General features: G+C 43.0%; 17 protein-coding genes. 3 read left to right on the top strand and 14 right to left on the bottom strand.

Annotated elements, in window-relative coordinates:
* Positions 1–7: 7 nt before the first annotated feature.
* The 3 genes from BLS20_RS01360 to BLS20_RS01350 are packed head-to-tail and all read right to left on the bottom strand — an operon-like array spanning position 8 to position 2,806.
* Positions 8–856: a sulfate ABC transporter permease gene (locus BLS20_RS01360; RefSeq protein ID WP_090171356.1), complete on the bottom strand. Its 849-nt coding sequence runs from the start codon at positions 854–856 to the stop codon at positions 8–10.
* Positions 849–1,727, bottom strand: coding sequence for a sulfate ABC transporter permease subunit CysT (gene cysT, locus BLS20_RS01355; protein WP_090171353.1), 879 nt, complete (start codon positions 1,725–1,727; stop codon positions 849–851). The genes BLS20_RS01360 and cysT overlap by 8 nt, the downstream gene beginning before the upstream one ends.
* A gap of 23 nt (positions 1,728–1,750) precedes the next feature.
* Positions 1,751–2,806 carry a sulfate ABC transporter substrate-binding protein gene (locus tag BLS20_RS01350; protein ID WP_090171350.1) on the bottom strand — a complete coding sequence of 352 codons (1,056 nt, stop codon included), beginning with the start codon at positions 2,804–2,806 and terminating at the stop codon, positions 1,751–1,753.
* Positions 2,807–3,089: 283 nt separating this feature from the next.
* Here BLS20_RS01350 and BLS20_RS01345 point away from each other — a divergent pair, with 283 nt between their 5' ends.
* Positions 3,090–4,142: a LacI family DNA-binding transcriptional regulator gene (locus BLS20_RS01345; RefSeq protein WP_090171347.1), complete on the top strand. Its 1,053-nt coding sequence runs from the start codon at positions 3,090–3,092 to the stop codon at positions 4,140–4,142.
* 75 nt (positions 4,143–4,217) lie between these two features.
* On the opposite strand, the gene BLS20_RS01340 is transcribed toward BLS20_RS01345, so the two are convergent.
* The 4 genes from BLS20_RS01340 to BLS20_RS01325 all read right to left on the bottom strand — a co-directional run bounded on the left by BLS20_RS01340 (position 4,218) and on the right by BLS20_RS01325 (position 7,436).
* A complete protein-coding gene (locus tag BLS20_RS01340; protein ID WP_090171344.1) occupies positions 4,218–4,433 on the bottom strand; it encodes an SEL1-like repeat protein in 216 nt (71 codons plus the stop codon).
* 9 nt (positions 4,434–4,442) lie between these two features.
* Complete coding sequence (locus BLS20_RS01335) at positions 4,443–4,931, bottom strand: ECF transporter S component (RefSeq protein WP_090171341.1); 489 nt, start codon at positions 4,929–4,931, stop codon at positions 4,443–4,445.
* Between the two features lie 117 nt (positions 4,932–5,048).
* Positions 5,049–5,330, bottom strand: coding sequence for a hypothetical protein (locus BLS20_RS01330; RefSeq protein ID WP_090171338.1), 282 nt, complete (start codon positions 5,328–5,330; stop codon positions 5,049–5,051).
* A gap of 72 nt (positions 5,331–5,402) precedes the next feature.
* Positions 5,403–7,436: an oxidoreductase gene (locus BLS20_RS01325; protein WP_090171336.1), complete on the bottom strand. Its 2,034-nt coding sequence runs from the start codon at positions 7,434–7,436 to the stop codon at positions 5,403–5,405.
* Positions 7,437–7,652: 216 nt separating this feature from the next.
* Between BLS20_RS01325 and BLS20_RS01320 the strand changes: the two genes are divergently transcribed.
* Positions 7,653–9,545 (top strand): acyltransferase family protein, encoded by a 1,893-nt coding sequence (locus BLS20_RS01320; RefSeq protein WP_176762233.1) that lies wholly within the window; start codon positions 7,653–7,655, stop codon positions 9,543–9,545.
* Positions 9,546–10,003: 458 nt separating this feature from the next.
* Here BLS20_RS01320 and BLS20_RS01315 read toward each other — a convergent pair whose 3' ends face one another.
* On the bottom strand, positions 10,004–10,696 hold the full coding sequence (locus tag BLS20_RS01315) for a hypothetical protein (protein ID WP_090171328.1): 693 nt from the start codon (positions 10,694–10,696) through the stop codon (positions 10,004–10,006).
* 169 nt (positions 10,697–10,865) lie between these two features.
* Here BLS20_RS01315 and BLS20_RS01310 point away from each other — a divergent pair, with 169 nt between their 5' ends.
* Positions 10,866–11,288: a hypothetical protein gene (locus tag BLS20_RS01310; protein WP_090171325.1), complete on the top strand. Its 423-nt coding sequence runs from the start codon at positions 10,866–10,868 to the stop codon at positions 11,286–11,288.
* Between the two features lie 41 nt (positions 11,289–11,329).
* Here the strand turns inward: BLS20_RS01310 and BLS20_RS01305 are convergent, their stop codons facing one another.
* From BLS20_RS01305 to BLS20_RS01280, 6 genes are all read right to left on the bottom strand, one after another.
* Complete coding sequence (locus BLS20_RS01305; RefSeq protein ID WP_090171322.1) at positions 11,330–12,568, bottom strand: 3-isopropylmalate dehydratase large subunit; 1,239 nt, start codon at positions 12,566–12,568, stop codon at positions 11,330–11,332.
* A 17-nt stretch (positions 12,569–12,585) separates the two neighbouring features.
* Positions 12,586–13,080, bottom strand: a complete 495-nt coding sequence (locus BLS20_RS01300; protein WP_090171319.1) for a LeuD/DmdB family oxidoreductase small subunit — start codon at positions 13,078–13,080, stop codon at positions 12,586–12,588.
* Positions 13,081–13,092: 12 nt separating this feature from the next.
* The gene (locus BLS20_RS01295) at positions 13,093–14,340 is read right to left on the bottom strand and encodes a 3-isopropylmalate dehydratase large subunit (protein ID WP_090171316.1); all 1,248 of its coding nucleotides are present in this window, start codon (positions 14,338–14,340) and stop codon (positions 13,093–13,095) included.
* 6 nt (positions 14,341–14,346) lie between these two features.
* On the bottom strand, positions 14,347–14,820 hold the full coding sequence (locus BLS20_RS01290; RefSeq protein ID WP_090171312.1) for a LeuD/DmdB family oxidoreductase small subunit: 474 nt from the start codon (positions 14,818–14,820) through the stop codon (positions 14,347–14,349).
* Positions 14,821–14,953: 133 nt separating this feature from the next.
* A complete protein-coding gene (locus BLS20_RS01285; RefSeq protein ID WP_090171309.1) occupies positions 14,954–16,453 on the bottom strand; it encodes a DUF1846 domain-containing protein in 1,500 nt (499 codons plus the stop codon).
* Positions 16,454–16,498: 45 nt separating this feature from the next.
* Positions 16,499–18,106 carry an ATP-binding cassette domain-containing protein gene (locus tag BLS20_RS01280; protein WP_090171306.1) on the bottom strand — a complete coding sequence of 536 codons (1,608 nt, stop codon included), beginning with the start codon at positions 18,104–18,106 and terminating at the stop codon, positions 16,499–16,501.
* Positions 18,107–18,169 lie beyond the last annotated feature (63 nt).

Genomic DNA, 18,169 nt, shown 5'->3' with positions numbered 1-18,169 from the left:
GAACCTCCTATGCAAGAGCTGCCTTTTTTTTGGCTCGATATTCCAATATATTTCTAAAAATCAAGATCACTACCGCAATGATCACCAAGATAGAAGAAACTGCAAATGCTGCCGTAATCGAATCTGCCGATCCGGACATATACAAAGCATCAATCTCAAGAGGCAATGTAAAAGTCTCTCCTCTGGTCTTTGATAATGCATTCACTGCTCCGAATTCTCCAAGTGCTCTTGCCGCGCATAAAATCACGCCATACAAAAGTGCCCATTTCATATGTGGAAATGTGATTTTTCGAAAGATTTTAAATCCCTTTGCTCCCATAAGTGCCGCAGCTTCTTCTTCATCTTTCCCCTGTGCATTCAATACCGGAATCAGCTCTCTTGACACAAACGGAAATGTAACAAAAATCGTTGCAAGGAATACTCCCGGCATTGCAAAAACAATCTGAATATCTGTTCCTAGCGCATCATTTATCCTCTCTACAATTCCGTACCCCCATCCAAGTCTTCCAAATGTCATAACAAATGCAAGTCCTGCAATAACCGGAGAGATGGAAAATGGAATATCGATTAAGGTTGCCAGTACCTGTTTTCCTCGAAACGTAAATTTAGTCAAAGCAAGTGCTGCCATCACACCAAAAAATGTATTCACAATAACCGCTATAATCGTTGCTGCTATCGTATTGCCAAGCGCGGAAACCACCGTCTCGGTTTGAATGCTTTCAAGATAAAAAGCTACTCCTTTACTTAAAGAGTTAATCACAACTGCAATCAGCGGAAAAATCAGCATTATAACAACAAATATCACCGCAATCGCAATCAGGATATACTTTGTCTTTGATGATTGTTCTTTAGACATTATTAACCCTCCTTGATTGTCTGATTTGAATGATATTGATAAAGAACAACAATGCAAATGAAATAATCAGCATAATCAACGCAATCGCCGTTGCACTGCTATAATCAAGATAATTCAGTTTCTGCATAATAACATAGGAAACCACCTGTGTATGATCCTTTGCACTGTTTCCTGAAATATAAATGACGCTTCCGTATTCTCCGATTCCCCTTGCAAATGCAAGTCCAAATCCTGTCAGAATTGCCGGTCTAAGTTCCGGCAATACCACCTTTCGAAACGTCTGTGTCCTTGATGCGCCCAGCATATAGGAAGCTTCTTCATATTGTGGATCAAGTTTTTCAAGAACCGGCTGCACCGCTCTTACCACAAACGGTATTCCGATAAATACCAGCGCAAGTGTTAATCCAAGATGTGTATAAGAAACTTCAATTCCAAAATTTCCAAAGAACTTTCCCATAAGACCGCTTGTCGAATACATTTTTGACAATGTAATACCGGCCACTGCTGTCGGCAATGCAAAAGGAAGCTCAATAATTCCATCCAACAATCGCTTGAATGGGAAATCATATCGCACCAATACCCATGCAATGATGGTTCCAAATACAACATTTATGATTGCCGCCAAAAATGCACATCCGATACTTGTTCGAAATGCATATAATACATTTTCACTTAGAATGACTTCCCAAAATTCAGCCGGCGTAAGACGCAATGCATAAACCAGCACGGAAGCTAGCGGAATCAATATAAGAAGAGAAAGCATTGCAATAGAGATGCCCAGGGTTAAATGAAACCCTGGGATTACTCTTACTTTTTTTGCTTTCTTGGTTTTTGTTTTTTCTAGTTGTTCATTTCTGATTACTGCATCCATTATGCTCTCCTGATTATCTTTTTTTACTGCTCGTAAATCTCATCAAAGATTGCACCGTCATTAAAGAACGTTTCATATGCTGCATCCCATCCACCAAAGTCTTCGATGGTGCATAACTGCATATCTAAATCAAATTTGTCTGAGTACTCAGCCAGAATCTCTTCGTTCGATGGACGATATCCGTTCTCTCCGATGATTTTTTGTGCCTCGTCAGAATACAGATAGGACAGATATTCTTGTGCTACTTCTGTAACACCATCATCTTCTGCATTGGCATCCACAACAGCCACGCTTGGCTGCGCAAGAATTGAAATACTTGGAGATACAATTTCATATTCATCCGGATACTCCGCAACGGTTGCAATTGCTTCATTTTCCCATGCAATCAGCACATCGCCCTGTCCATTTTCAACAAATGTTGTAGTTGCACCTCTTGCGCCAGAATCCATTACCGTTACATTCGCATACAAATCATGCATGAAATTTTTCACCTGGGTTTCATCATCATTGTATTGGTTACTAGCATACTCCCATGCTGCAAGGAAATTCCAGCAAGCTCCTCCGGAACTCTTAGGATCCGGTGTGATTACTTCAACGCCGTCTTTTACAAGATCATCCCAATCTTGAATGTCCTTTTCATTTCCCTTTCTTACCAAAAATACAATCGTTGAGGTATATGGTGAAGACGACTCATCAAATTCATCAAGCCATCCTGAATCAATTAAACCAGCTTCTTCGATTAAGGTAATATCATGTTCTAATGCAAGCGTTACAACATCTGCATCTGCACCTTCTACTACGGATCTTGCCTGACTTCCAGAACCACCATGCGATTGTACAACATCTACCGTTGTGCCTGTCTTTTCTTTATAATATGATTCAAACAGTTCGTTGTAAGCCGCATACAATTCTCTCGTCGGATCATATGAAACATTTGTTAATGTCACGGTATCTTCTGATGTGTTATCTGTGTTATCTGATGTACTTTCAGAAGAAGAACTTCCACAAGCACCCAATCCTACTACCATCGCACCTGCAACTGCTATTGCCGTAATTTTCTTTATATTTCTTAATTTCATAAATGAACTCCTCTTTTCTTATTTTCTTAAGATCTATAGGAACTGCCGGCCTTATGTCCCTCACATGGTGCCATTATAGAAGTATTGAATCTCTTCGAAAAGAAATCATTTTGAAATCGTTTTCATTATATAAGCATTTTTGATTCGGATTTGTTCTATTCATCGCTATTTTTTTCCTTTTTTCTTGTTTTTTTGAAAACGTTGTCAGCACTGAAAACACTAGATTTATTTGCTTTTTTATGACCGTTTATGATATAGTTTTCAAAAAGAAAGGGGATTTCGTATGGCATCCATTAAAGAAATTGCAAAAAAAGCCGGTGTTTCACCTTCTACCGTCTCAAGAGTTTTAAACCAACCAGACTATCAATGCCGCGATCATACCGCACGCGATCGCATATGGGAAGCTGCCATTGAATTGCATTATGCGCCGAATCAGGCAGCGCGCAACCTTAGAAAGAGCAGCTCCCAAGATACGCATAAAACCTTTTACCTTAATGTTCTTATGACTCGTTCTGAAGCCAAACAGCCGGATCCTTTCTTTACGGAATTACTCCGTATTATTGAAAGCCAGATTCATAACCATGGTCATATTCTTACCAATATCTGGCATATGCCGGACTTTTCCGATGACCGTAAATGTAACCGCCTTAATCTGGCTCAGCTGGTTGATGAACTGTATGCTGAAACCGACCAACATAATAACGGCCTGATTATCATCGGAAGATGTAACCAGACCGTTATAAAATTACTACAAAAAAAATTTAAAAATCTCATCTCGATCAATCGTAATTCTACTAATTACGCAATTGACGAGGTGCTTTGTGACGGCGAAAAGGTTGCCTGTATCGCCACCGAATATCTGATTAGTCTCGGCCATTCCAGCATCGGCTACGTTGGCGCCTGCTATGGCGAAGCTCGTTATCGTGGTTTCCAAAAGACCATGGCCAAGCACCAGTTATATCTAGACCCTGCCTTCGTCTGTGAAACCCATCAAACAGAACGAGAAGGCTATCAGGCCATGGAACATTTTCTCAAGATGCAAGAGCGACCAAGTGCTATATATTGCGCCAATGATATTACGGCGATTGGGTTGTTAAAGTGTATGAACCGATATCGCGCTCTGCCTTATCGCCCTGCCATCATTGCCAGCGATAATATCGATCAGGCACAAAACATCCATCCTATGCTTACCACCATTGCGCTTCCGAAAGAAGAGATGGGCAAGTTTGCCATCCAACTCTTACTTGACCGCATTCAAGGCGGACATGAAAGCATTATCCGAATGGAATTAGAAGGCCGCCTGCTCGTTCGAAATTCCTGCTCAAAATTAAAATAGTGGTAAGCTTACACGCTTACCACTCAGACCGTAAAAGATACGGCTTCCATCATCTCTTCCTTTATTAAATCTGCATCAGATATCTTTTGACATCAACTCTTCTGCCAATGCAACTGTCTTTGCAGCTTCTTCATGCCCTCTCTTGGCGGCATATCTGCCCCACTTGAGGGCTTTTTCATAGTTCTTCTTGCCAAAATCGCCTTCTACATATCCTTTTGCAATGGCTGCTGCCGCATCAAGATCTCCAAGCGACGCTGCATCTACCAGCTTAATCAGTTTATCACTTGCCATATCTGTCTCCTATCTGCTATAGCGGATTACACGGTCTGCGATCTTACTTGCAACCACGAATAATCCTATATTCACCAGATATTCTACCAGCAGTCCCGGGAACTGCGCAAGCCCCGTAAAGAACGAACCGCTAATCACGCATCCTGTCAATGTATATCCAAATAACGGAATCAGTGTCGATACCGCCATCGCCACAATTCGCATCTTCTTATGATCATGCAGATGTTTTCCCATCATCTTGTAAAACACAAGCGCCATAAGTGCTTTAATTACAAGTGTCGGAAGTGTATAGATTGGATACGAAGTCAGGTCTGCAAGGCCTGCTCCAATTGCGCCTACCGCAATTCCATAAGGGTTCGGCAACATCACACAACTGATTAGTATGATAACATTTCCCACATTGAAGTATCCCATCGGAATCGGAATCTGGAAAAATCTCGTTATAATAAATGTAAAAGCAATTAATATTGCTGCCTGACTCATATACTTTGTTTTCATGTTTCCCTCCTTATATGTCTCCTCATATTTTTTTCTGTCTATTATAGTAACCTCCTTATCAAATTGCAATAAAAAAAGACGTCTTCCGTCCTTTTTTTGGAAAACGCCTTACATCTTTTATTCAATTGTAATATTTTCGACAGCTGTTCGAATCTCATCATCATCCATTTCCTGCATATCCGGAATAATAATTGTTCCGCCACATTGCGCCGCTTCGAGGATACGATTATAAATATGCAAGGATAAATCATGTGGAAGCTGAATCCCAATTGTCCGAACCTCTCCACTGGCTGTTACAACATCAATTTGATCCATTTTCTTAGGTGTTAGAATACAGCCTGTACAACCTGTAAAGAATTGCAATGGTTTATTACAGTCTCTAATAGAAAAAGTCTTCATAAATAATTACCTCCTAAGATTTGTCATATTCATAAGTTCTTTTTCTATCATAGCACAAATTTCCTATTTTTCCTATATAATTTCCATGGCTGCCGTCCAGGCTTCACGCACGGCATCTCCAATCTGTCTTGCCTTCACGCTGTCTCCGATGTTCCAGCATGGAATATCCATCTTCTTCACAGCCTCCACAAGTTCTGTCACGTCATGCGCGCGTCGTCCCATGGCATTGACAACCGTATCAGCTTTCAGCGTAATTTCCTGTCCATTTTGCTCTGCAACCACAAAGTCTTTTCCAACCTTCACAACCTTGGCATTCACTTCGTACTTCGCCCCGGTTTTATCCAGAGTATCATGAACCGCCGTACGATACAGTCCCGTAATCTCCGGCATCAGGCACTCCTGCATCTCCACAATCGTTGTCTTCACCCCGTGATCGATATAATCACAGGCTGCTTCGCATCCAACAAGGCCTCCGCCCAGAACAATTGTCGAAGTTCCAAGTCCGGCAAAGTCCTGCTCGTAGACCTCCATAGCCGTCATTGCCTTATCAATGCCTTCAATCGGCAGAATCAAATCATCGGAACCTGCCGCTACAATAACGGCATCCGGCCCTATCTCCTTAATCATCTGCGGCGTCACTTCACAGTTAAGTCTTACTTCCACAGGGCGCTTATTCACCTCGCGAACAAGCAAATCCTTGAAGTTTCGAATATCAATCTTGTGGTCGGTATGGTCGGTAAAATTAATCAGACCGCCCAGTTTCTCGCCCTTTTCACATAAAATCACCTGATGCCCTCTGTCTGCCGCCGTGATTGCGCCTTGCATACCACCGCAGCCACCACCAATAATCAGCACCTTGCGAGATGCCTCAGGCTTTGGCATCAGCTCCGGCATAATCTTGTGATGAGACGCCGGCCAAACGGTGTCCGGATTAATCGTGCAAGAGTCAAGCGGCGGGAACTTAATCGTCCACTTCTCCGTCTCATGTTCTCCGGATGGTCCCGGATAACAGCGCCCGCACCTTAAGCAGCGTCGAATCTCGTCGGCTCTTCCTTCTTTAGCCTTATTCGGAAATGCCGGATCGGAGAAGAACTGCCGTCCCATTGAAATCATATCCACCTTGCCGGACGCAATGGCTTCTTCTGCCTGCTCCGGTGAATTGATACCGCCGATTACCACAACCGGAACGGATACATTTTGCTTAATGATTGCTGCATTTTCAATATTTGCTCCATGCGGTGCATAAGTTGTCGTAAATTCCCAGCTTCTCGATGAACTTAAATAATGACCACATGAAACATGAATCAAATCAATATAAGGCTCACATAACTTGCAATATGCCACAGCATCCTCAAGCGTAAGCCCCTTCGCCAAATGCTCATCACTGCTGACACGTATCTCGATCAAGAAATCATCACCCATCGCTTTTCGAATTCCAGACAAAAGCTCTGTTGTGAATCTTGCTCTATTTTCAAACGATCCACCATACTCATCTTCCCGCTTGTTATAATAAGGCGACAGGAACTGCGCCGGCAACCAGCCATGACCACAATGAACCATGACCCCTTCCCAGCCTGCGTCGCGAAACCATTTACAGGCGGTTATATAATCCTGAATTAATTCTTGGATTTCTTCCTTTGTAAATGGCTCTACATGAGTCACTCCATCTTCTAGATCCTTCGGCGAAGGTCCTTTGGGATTGATGCCATTTCCATAATTTGTCTTTATTTCACCTGTGGAAATGAGTTCTCCAAGTGGAAGTGCCCCATAACTCTTAATCATCTGTGCCGTCTTTTTCATAATCTCAAAGATTTCATCATCTCGAGATGTGTAATCAATATCCGGTTCAAATGGAAACCTCTTATCATAAGTGTGATTAGGACTAAGCTCCCCAAGTACAACCGAGCCGGCTCCACCTTGTGCCTTTGCTTTTAACATGCGAAAAGCCCGTTCCGGTCCTGGACCGACATAATGAAACGCATCCCCCTCGATAAAATGAAGAAATGCAAACAACGCCGGAGCTGCTTCAATTCTGTTTTTGATTGTTTTCGTTCCAACCTTGATTGGACTAAATAAATGTGGAAAATACTTATTTGCCTCTGCCATAATAATATCCTTTCTCTTACTCTAAAATCATTCATCTCCTGTTATTTTCATCATATCTTGTCAAATATCTTGCCGCAATCATTAACTCATGTTCAAAATGTTGCTTATTCAACATTTCGCAGCAATTTGTTGATTATTTTTTTTGATATTTCATTTCTTTTTTATTACATATGTACTATAATTATTCCATACTATAGTTATAGGGGATTTAAGAAAGTGAGTGAAAAGAAACATCCAACATTATTAGCACATATTACCGGTTTAGATGGACTTCGTGCAATAGCCATTGTTGCAGTTACGCTGTTCCATTTGTTTCCTAATCAGATAAAAGGAGGATACCTTGGGGTCTCCTTATTTTTTATGCTTTCCGGGTTTTTGATGACCTATAGTTCGGAACGCAAATGTTACTTTGTGGACATGTCTGCCCGAAAGTTCTATCTCAAACGAATCAAGCGAATCTATCCATCCCTAATCATCGTTACTCTTGTTACAATCGGTGTTTTGTATCTTCTTGCACCGGATAGTCTTGGCGGTATGCGCCGAGAAGTTCTTAGTATGATTGGCGGTTACAACAACTGGTGGCAGATTGCGCAAAATTCCGATTATTTCACCAGAATATCCGGCATTTCGCCATTTACACATATCTGGTCTTTGGCCATTGAACTTCAATACTACTTAATTTGGCCTATTTTATACTTTATCTACTTGTTTCTTCGTATTAAAAAAAGCGAAAAAGCCAGCCTGGCATTTTTAAGCACCTTAACAATCATTGCCTTTGCCTGGATGCCGATTCGCTATTTTATGGGCACTGACATCACACCGCTTTACTATGGAACCGACACTCGAATTCACGCACTTTTACTTGGTTCCTTAATTGGATTTGAATACGTCCACCCATCTATTCACAAGAAAAAACCAAAGTTTAGATTTGCAAAGCCAATTTACATCTTATGTATGATTGCCTTTGTGCTTGCTGCCATCTTCATGGACGGCCAATATAAATTCACTTATATTGCCGGACTTCCTGGAATGGCTATCATTTTCGCTATTATCGTTCGACTAACTGCGGAAAAATCACTTCCATTTACTGTTAAAATGGAAGCCAAACCACTCAAATGGCTGGGCGACAGAAGCTACGAACTCTACCTGTGGCAGTATCCGGTTTTATTTTTATTTATAGAGATGGGTTGGAATGAAATTCCCGGATATCAACTAATCATAATCGGCATCATCCTTGTCTTATCCGTCTGGCTTCACAGTTTTACTTCTTTTTTATTTAATGAAAAACAACCTTATCGTTTTAGAGAATTTATCTCTCTTAAGAACAAGAAAATCAGCATACACGTTCATCGCGTAGCCTGCGTATGTATCGTCATCTTTTTAATTGTCGGTATCGGCGGGCTTGCAAAAGCTCCTGCGCTCAAACTTTCTGATGAGGCAGAGCTAAAAGCTGCACTTGATGCAAATGCAAAAGTTATCGATGATTCTACTGATAGTTCCGATCGCAAAGATATCGCAAATGCACAAACGCTCACGGAGATTGACCCTCTTTCTGTCGACTACAGCGCAACATCGAATTCTGCGTATGTCTCGAAAGAGAACATGGTTATGGTTGGCGATTCCGTTATGCTTGCCTGCGTTTTATCTCTTCAGGATTATTTCCCGGATGCGAACATCAATGCTGAGGAATCACGTTCTGTCCCGGATGGCGTCACAAAAGTTAAGAAGATGATGAAAAACGGAAAGATTACACATACGCTTGTCATAGGTTTTGGTACTAACGGCATTATTTCACAGGCAAAAGCCGAAGAATTATTTGATGCTGTTGGCGATGATATCAGTGTTTTTTGGATTAACATCCATGGCAATAAACTCACCTGGACCAAGCAAAACAACAAAATGCTCCAAAAGCTTACCAAACAGCATTCGAATCTGACAGTTGTGGATTGGAACAGTGAGGTTTCGGGTCATAAGAATTGGCTATATTCGGATCATGTGCATCCTAATTTGAAAGGTGCTAACCGTTATGCCGATCTTTTGGATGAGACCTTAGATCGTGTGATTGCCGAGCAGGAGGCTGTGCGGCAAAGCGCCGCTGGTGAAAATTAATGGGTTGTCGCCGAAAGCTGGTTGATTAGCCGGCACAGATAGATATGTCGGAGCTTTAGTTTTGTAACTGTTCATGCATTTCTCCTTCAAAAAGTTACAATTCCAAGCCAAAACCTCCATCACCGTGGCAAAAGGAACGTCCCCGGTGGATGCTAGGGAATAAAAAACAGAAGATTGCAGGCTTGCTTGCATAATCTTCTACTTTTTTAGAACCGCAGGATGTGTCGAAGACGCATTCCTCGCATATGTACGCTCTCTTTATCCATCCTAGCAGAACACGGTCGACGGCGAGCGAAACAAAGATGCGTAGAAAAGAACCGAATAGCGGCGGGTCGGTGTAGGCGAAAATCGTATATCTTGGAGGAAGCGTCCCCAGCCACACCAAAAAGGAGCAATGAAAGTGATACCGCCTTCACTGCTCCTTACTTATATCTCTTCATTATCTCATCCCATTGGAACTACACGCTTTCAACAGAGCTAATCTCCGTTCTTTCCACCGTCGTGATTCCATTTTCAGTAGTTGTAGTTTCCAGATAAGTAACTCCGTCAATCGTTACAATCTGTGTTTCCACCTCTGCTTCAGAACTTGAACTATCTGACGTAGCAGACTGACCTTCCGATGCCGTCTTACCGGCTCCGGATGCTGCTAAATCCACACCGGAAATGACTTCCATTAGGGAATCCACCGTTCCTTCTAGATCTTCAATCTGAGGCAGACCAAGATTGACAGCGCCTTCATTCATGGCTGCTGCAAGTGCTGACATGTTCTCCTCTTTCGCAAGATCTTCCACCGTAAGACCGAGGCTATCCATCGTCATTTGGATGCTATCCTCATTTGCTCGAAATGCCTGTGACAAAGCATCCATAAATTCACTGGATGTATTCGTCTTAGAATCTGTATTTGTCGCTTCTATCGGCGGCAAATCCGGCAATTCTCCTACCATCATTCCAGTGGCATTATAAGTGCCCGTAGGAATTGGCATATCATCCGGTCTTTGGGTCGGGATATAGCTGTCCATGTCCGGTACATCCACATCCGCATTAACCTGCTGCTTCGGAGTTTCAAGTTGCGATTGTGTTATGGCCGCAAGATACGGGTCATAACTGGTTGCATTAATCTTCATGCTGCTAACCCTTTCTGAGTGTTCCATTTATGATATTTGGCCCTCCGTGGTCATCACTCCTTGAAGCATTCGACACTTCATCATATATATCGGTATGCGAACACCCACTGTTTACATTCTTTTATAAATTTCTTTGGAAAATATCAGATGTCTGTTATAATCAAGTAAGTTTATATATGATATGGAGGACATTTCTATGAGTTCTAATTTCAGTACAGAAGAAAAATTATTCCGCACCAGATTATTTCTTGAAACAGATATTAAAGTTTTATCTGCTGCAGAAGAGCCAAATACACAAGATATCGAAAAAGACCAGACACAGCTGACTGCAATTCTACCGCTTATTGATGATTCGCAGTATGAAGCCTGGAAAGAAAACTATATTGCACAAACTTACGAACAGATTAAGGATCACACATTTTATGTATGTCCTTACATGATTGCCAGCATGGGAATGATGGAGACCTACGAGATGACCATTCCGGATTCGCGCATGGAAGCCTTCAAAGAATGGATTAACCAAAATCCATCTGCCTTTATGGGCCAGCCACGAGACGCATCAAAGGAAGATATCTACGATTATATCGGCCTGCATGCATTGCCAAAAGAAGAAGCTTAACCATTTGCAAATAAAAGAAGGAGGTGCTCCCTCCTTCTATTTTATTCTACAATCTCTCCTGCAATCGCAGCCTTAGCCGCCATCACCGGAGACGCCAGATAAATCTTCACTTTGCTCGATCCCATACGACCTAGGAAATTACGATTATTTGTCGCAACCACAACCTCATCATCCGCAAGGATTCCACCTCCGCGACCACAGCATAAACCGCAGCCCGGCGTTGTAATTACAGCGCCTGCATTTGACAGAATCTCCAAGGTTCCGTCATCAAGCGCCTCCTTGTAAATCTTTCGACTGGCCGGTGTAATAATCAGTCGCAGATACGGCGCCTTTTTCTTACCCTTTAGTACCTCAGCCGCAGCATGCAGATCTTCTAATCGACCATTGGTACAAGAGCCGATAAAGACCTGATCAACCTTTGTCCCCTTAATATCTCGAACCGGCTTAATGTTATCCACAAGTGACGGACAGGCCATTACCGGCACAAAATCCTCCGCATTATAATGAAGCTCCTTCGCATAGGTCGCACCCTCATCTGCGCGAAGTGCTTTTAACCTCTCATCATAAGGCACGTTGCAGTACGCAGCCGTCTTTTCATCCGGGGCGAAGATTCCACATTTTGCACCGGCTTCCACCGCCATATTTGACATTGTCATACGAGCCGCAACGCTCATCTCATCAATTGTGCTACCGGAAAATTCCAGTGACTGATAGGTTGCTCCGGATGCCGTCAAGTCCCCGATAATGCGCAAAATCACATCTTTTGAAGTCACACCCTTAGGAAGTGTTCCATCAATCACGACCTTTACGGATTCCGGCACCTTCACCCACAGCTTACCGGTTCCAAGAATTCCGGCCATCTCCGTATAACCAATTCCGGTTGAAAAAGCGCCCACACAGCCATAAGTAACCGTATGCGAATCCGTTCCAAATGCAATATCACCAGGCTTTACATAGCCGGCTTCCGTCATCAGCTGATGACAGATTCCCTCTGTACGATGCACATTCTTCAATCCAAAGCGCTCTGCGAATTCATCTGCCAAATGAAAATGTCTTGTATCATCCACCTGTGTAGCCGGAAGAAAATGGTCATAAATCAAGACCACCTTGTCCGGATCCCAGACTTTCGTAAATCCCATTTCCTCAAACTTTTGAATACAAAACGGTGCCATGATATCATCAATCATACACCAGTCTACATCCACAGTGATGATATCTCCCGGCTTTACCTCTTTGCCGACTTTATTTCCAAATACTTTTTCAATTAATGTATGTTTCATGTTCTATCTCCTGCTTCTTAGTCGAGTCCGTTTCGTTTGCGCATTGCCTTCACAAGACCACCCGCATTTAAAATCTCCATCAGATTGTCCGGCAGGGAAGCAATCTCATAAGACTTACCGTTATAAACAATCTGCTTACCCGGTGTTACTTTTGCCTCGTCGCCTTCCGTTACCGCATCATACAAATCGTTATTTTCAATCAAAAGCAGCCCATTGTTAATGGCATTTCGAAAGAAAATACGGGCAAATGATTTCGCCACGATGCAGGATACGCCCAGTGCCTTTACCACTTCCGGCGCCTGCTCTCTCGAAGAGCCGCAGCCAAAATTCTTACCTGCAACAATCATGTCTCCCGGCTTAATAAGTCCGGCAAGTTCCGGACGAAGCGGAGAAAATGCATAGGGTTTCATCTCTTCTACAGTTTCAAATGCAAGATACTCCGTCGGCAGGATAATATCCGTGTCAATATCGTCTCCTAGCACCCAAATCTTAGCGTTAAATGTATCACTCATAATTTCTACTCCTTACACGCGATCTGCCGTCGTAATCTCTCCTGCAATCGCAGAAGCCGTAACCGTCTCAGCCGATCCCAGATAAACAAACGATTCCTTATGTCCACAGCGACCCTTGAAGTTTCTCGTTCCGGTCGAAATCAGCACTTCGCCTTCGCCGATGACACCCTGACAGGCTCCCCAGCAGACCGAACAGTTCGGGTTCATCACCATTGCCCCGGCCTCTACAAAAATATCAAGCAATCCTTCCTTAAGTGCCTGGTTATAGACCGCGCGGCTTGCCGGCACGACTAAGAATCGTACCTTGTCCGCTACCTTCTTACCCTTAATAACCTTGGCACCAGCGCGAAGGTCTTCGATACGTCCGTTGTTGCAGGAACCAAGAAATGCTTCGTTGATCTTAATGCCGTAGCACTCTGATGCCGGCACAACATTGTCCACAAAATGCGGCTTTGCCACAATCGGCTCAATCGATGCCAAATCAATGTCATACGTTTCACAGTATACGGCATCTTCATCCGCCTTAACGATTGCCTTCGGCTCACGGCCATGCTCCTTAAGATAGTCCATTGCCACATCGTCCACTTCCATGAGCGCCGTCTTGGCTCCGGCTTCCACGCATAAGTTGCAGATGGAGATACGGTCCGCAATGCTCAGTGTGTGAAGACCTTCACCGCAAAATTCCATCGCCCTGTAGTTCGCGCCATTTGCACTAATCTTCCCGATAATCGTAAGAATCAAATCACGCGCCGTAACGCCTTCCTTAAGCTTGCCGGTCAGATTGAATTTCATACTTTCCGGCACAAGCAGCCAGGATGTTCCGGTCACCATCGCATATAAGTAATCGGTACAACCAACACCGGTACCAAATGCCCCAAGTGCGCCATACGCGCAGGTATGCGAATCCGCACCAAAGATTAATTCACCCGGGCGCACGTGATTCTCCATCATCACCTGATGACAGACTCCCTCTCCTTCATAGAACGTAATACCGTGCTCCTTGGCAAAACTGCGCATCTTCTGATGAGATGCAGCTGTCTTTGTGCTGTCAGCCGGAATATTGTGGTCAATAATCCAGACTAATTTATCAACATCTGCAATCTTAGGATGCTTTAGATTGTTGTACATATCAATTGTCAGATGCGTCGTTCCGTCATTACTCATAAGACGGTCGAGTGTAACGGTTTCAATATCGCCTGCTTTGGTGGATTCAACACCGGCTGCCAATGCGATAATCTTTTCTGCCATTGTCATTCCCATGATTATTTAATCCTCCTTATTCAGCGATGCAATCAGACCGCCCTGATCTAAGATTTCCTGCATCTTGGCCGGAAGCTTTGTACAAGAATACTCCTTGCCATTTGCATGAATTATGCCTTGTTCAAGATGAAGTTCCATCTCGTCGCCTTCTTTTACCTCATCATGCAACTCTTTGCTGACGATAACCGGCATTCCGATATTGATGGCATTTCGATAGAAGATGCGGGCAAATGATTTCGCAACCACTGCCTTCACCCCAAGTGCCTTTAACACACTCGCTGCCTGCTCTCTAGAAGAACCACAGCCAAAGTTCTCATCCGCAACAACAAAGTCCCCCGGCTGCACCTTCGATGCAAATTTACCATTAAGCGACTCAAATGTATGCGTCTTCATCTCATCTATAGTAGGAAATAAAAGGTACTGCGATGCGATAATCTGATCGGTATCGACATCTTTATCAAATCGAAAAATCTTTCCCATGATTTTCATATCCTCCTTCATTGTTCAAATCTTTCGCACCCTATAGTATAACCTATTTTTTTTCGAATTTATAGAGTCCGTTTATCACGCAAAAAAGAACCTTCTCCATAAGAGAAGATTCTTTTGAAATATCTTAATTATGATACAATTTATTTCTTTCATACTTCGGCTCGCAGGTCAGATGAATACCGAGCTGCTTAAAGACTGCCACGTCTACAGAGGAAAGAATCACGGAAGAATGCGCCTCTAATCCATTTAACATCGGGAGCGCGGCATATGCCTTCTTCGCATTATCATTATGCATCGCCTCTAAGGAAAGCACAATCAAAAGTTCATTCAGATGAAGAAGCGGATTGTTATCCCCAAGCGTGTTCACCTTAAGGTTCATGATTGGTGTCAATACCTGCGGCGAAACAAGATCAATTTCATCCGGCACGCCCGCGATATGCTTAAGTGCATTTAACAGCATAGCAGATGAGGCACCTAAGATAGAAGATGTCTTGCCGGTAATAATCGTTCCATCAACAAGTTCAATCGCTGCTGCCGGTCCGCCGGTCTGTTCACCCTTTACATTCGCCGCTCCGATAACCGGTCTATCCGTCACGGAAATCCCGGCTGTTTCCATCAAAAGTTCCAATTTCTCAACGGCAGAATCTGCACCTTCTCCCTTGCGCTTAGCCACAAGTGCCTCATAATAACGACGGATAATCTCCTGCTTCGAAGCCATGCAGCATGCCTCATCATCGATAATTCCGTATCCTGCCATATTAACACCCATATCGGTCGGTGATTTATATGGTGATTCTCCCTGAATCTTTTCAAACATCGCCTTTAAGACAGGGAATACTTCCACATCACGATTATAATTAACCGTTGTTTCATGATAAGCTTCTAAGTGGAACGGATCTATCATATTCACATCGTCAAGATCTGCCGTCGCAGCCTCATATGCAATATTAACCGGATGTTTTAAAGGAAGATTCCAAATTGGGAACGTCTCATACTTTGCATATCCGGCCTGAACGCCGCGCTTTCCTTCATGATAAAGCTGTGATAAACACACTGCCATCTTACCGCTTCCAGGTCCCGGTGCAGTTACAACAACCAGTGGACGTGTTGTTTCGATATAATCATTCTTTCCAAATCCCTCATCACTAACAATGTAAGGAACATTGTGTGGATATCCTTCGATAATATAATGTCTATATACTTTCAGGCCAAGTGCATGTAATTTCTTTTCATAAGCAATGGCAGCCGGTTGCTCGGCAAATTGTGTAAGAACAACGCTTCCAACAAACAACCCGTAATTGGTAAATGCATCAATCAAACGAAGCAAATCTGCATCGTAAGTAATTCCAAGATCTCCGCGGACTTTATTTTTTTCAATATCACCGGCTTTAATTGCGATGACAATCTCTGTCTTATCTGCAAGAGATTTTAGCATCGAAATCTTAGAATCCGGCTTAAATCCCGGAAGGACTCTGGATGCGTGAAAGTCATCAAACAGCTTTCCGCCAAATTCCATATAAAGCTTTCCGCCAAACTGATCGATTCGATCTCGAATCTTTTTGGACTGAAGCTCGGTGTACTTTTCATTGCTAAAACCAATGCGAATATTATTGTTTTGTACCATGATTCTTTCCTTCCTGAAATGTATTCTTAAATGATCAACAACTTCCTATTTTACTTCATCTTTCTGGTTTGTCAACAACGCATTTTTTGCTTCTTCATATTTCCCGGCGCGAATAAGTCCCTTGACCTTCATCTCCTTGTCAATGCGAAGTCGTTCTGTCTCAAATATATCACTTGCGAAATATTTTTTGTAAATCGATTTTCGATATGCACGACCACTCATTTCTCTAATCGTATTATCCTCAATCAAAAAGATTCGATCCGCGCATCCTGTAACAGCAAACAAATCATGCGATACCATCAGCACTGTTCCCGGATATTCGCGAATCGCCTTTTCAAGCGCAATCTGTGCATAGATATCAAGATGGCTGGTTGGTTCATCCAAAAGCAGCGCCTCATGCGGATGCTCTATAAGGGTATCAATCTGTTTTAGATTCCGCTCCCCGCCCGACAAACCAAGCGTATGATCCGACTCGACAATCTGTTTGAAATAGCCAATCGCCGTGGGATATTCTTTCTCCATCTTCTCATATACATCGCGAAGAAGAGAAGACTTTCCGGTTCCATTTACCCCAACCAGTGCCACTTTCTCTCCCGGCTCGATTGTAAAAGAAACATCTTTTAGAATCTGTTTCTTGCCATAGGATAAACCATAATCCGTCATTGTGATGGCAATCGGCTCCTTATCCTTGTCAAATGCCAAATGAAATTCGTGCTCCGGACGCTCGATATACGGGTCTTCTCCTCGCATCTTCTTAAGACGCGCGATGTAACTGGCTCTTGCTTTTAATTGCCTACCGGCCTTTGGCATCGCGGTCTGCTCCGCCGCTGTCTGAATTCGTTTCACCACTTCTTCCTGCCGCTCTAAGAACTCATCAAAGCTTTTCGCATGCATGAACATCTCAATCTTCGTCTCTAGCATCCAGCTGTTATATTCTGCAAATGTTCCGGGAAATTCCCGAATCGATTTATTTTCAATATCCAAAATTTTATCAAAACACTGCGTAAGCAAGAGGCGATTATGCGTAATAATCAGAAGCGTTTGCTCATAACTGTTAATCAGTTTGATCAGCGCTAGCAGATTTTCAAAATCCAAAAAGACATCCGGCTCATCCATAATAAGGAGCTGTGGTCTTAAAAGCATCTCCCGCATCACAAACAATAACTTATATTCTCCGCCGCTAAGTTCACTGACCTTTTGCTGTGCAAGTTCACACAATCCAGCTACTCCAAGTTGTCTTCTTATATTAGCTTCATAGTTATAGCCGTCCACTGCTTCAATCTCATCTTGCACCTTCTGGAAGGCCTCATAGGCCGCATCCATGTCCTCGGCTTTTGCCATCTGAATCCCAAGCTCATCGCTTTGCTTTAGCAATTGCACAAATGGCGCCGCCAAAAACTCAAACACATCCGCATCCTTTGTCTCATGCTCCACAAACTGACTGATATAGCCGATTCGATACTCGCCATCTCTTCGAATCAATCCCTCGTAGGTATACTTTTCCTCATGCATAATTAGATCGATTAGCGTGCTTTTTCCCGATCCATTGCTTCCAATGAGTGCAATATGCTCTCCTGTATTGATTTCAAAATTAATCTCTTCATATAACTCCTTCGTCGGATATCCGAAGGAAACATTGTCACATCTTATCACGTATCTCTTCTCCTGCCATTTTTTTCTATACTACAAGAATCCTCAATTTTTGACAACAAAAAA

This window comes from Eubacterium oxidoreducens (assembly GCF_900104415.1).
GTDB lineage: Bacteria > Bacillota > Clostridia > Lachnospirales > Lachnospiraceae > Eubacterium_C > Eubacterium_C oxidoreducens.
This window is presented reverse-complemented; position numbering and strand designations above follow the sequence as displayed.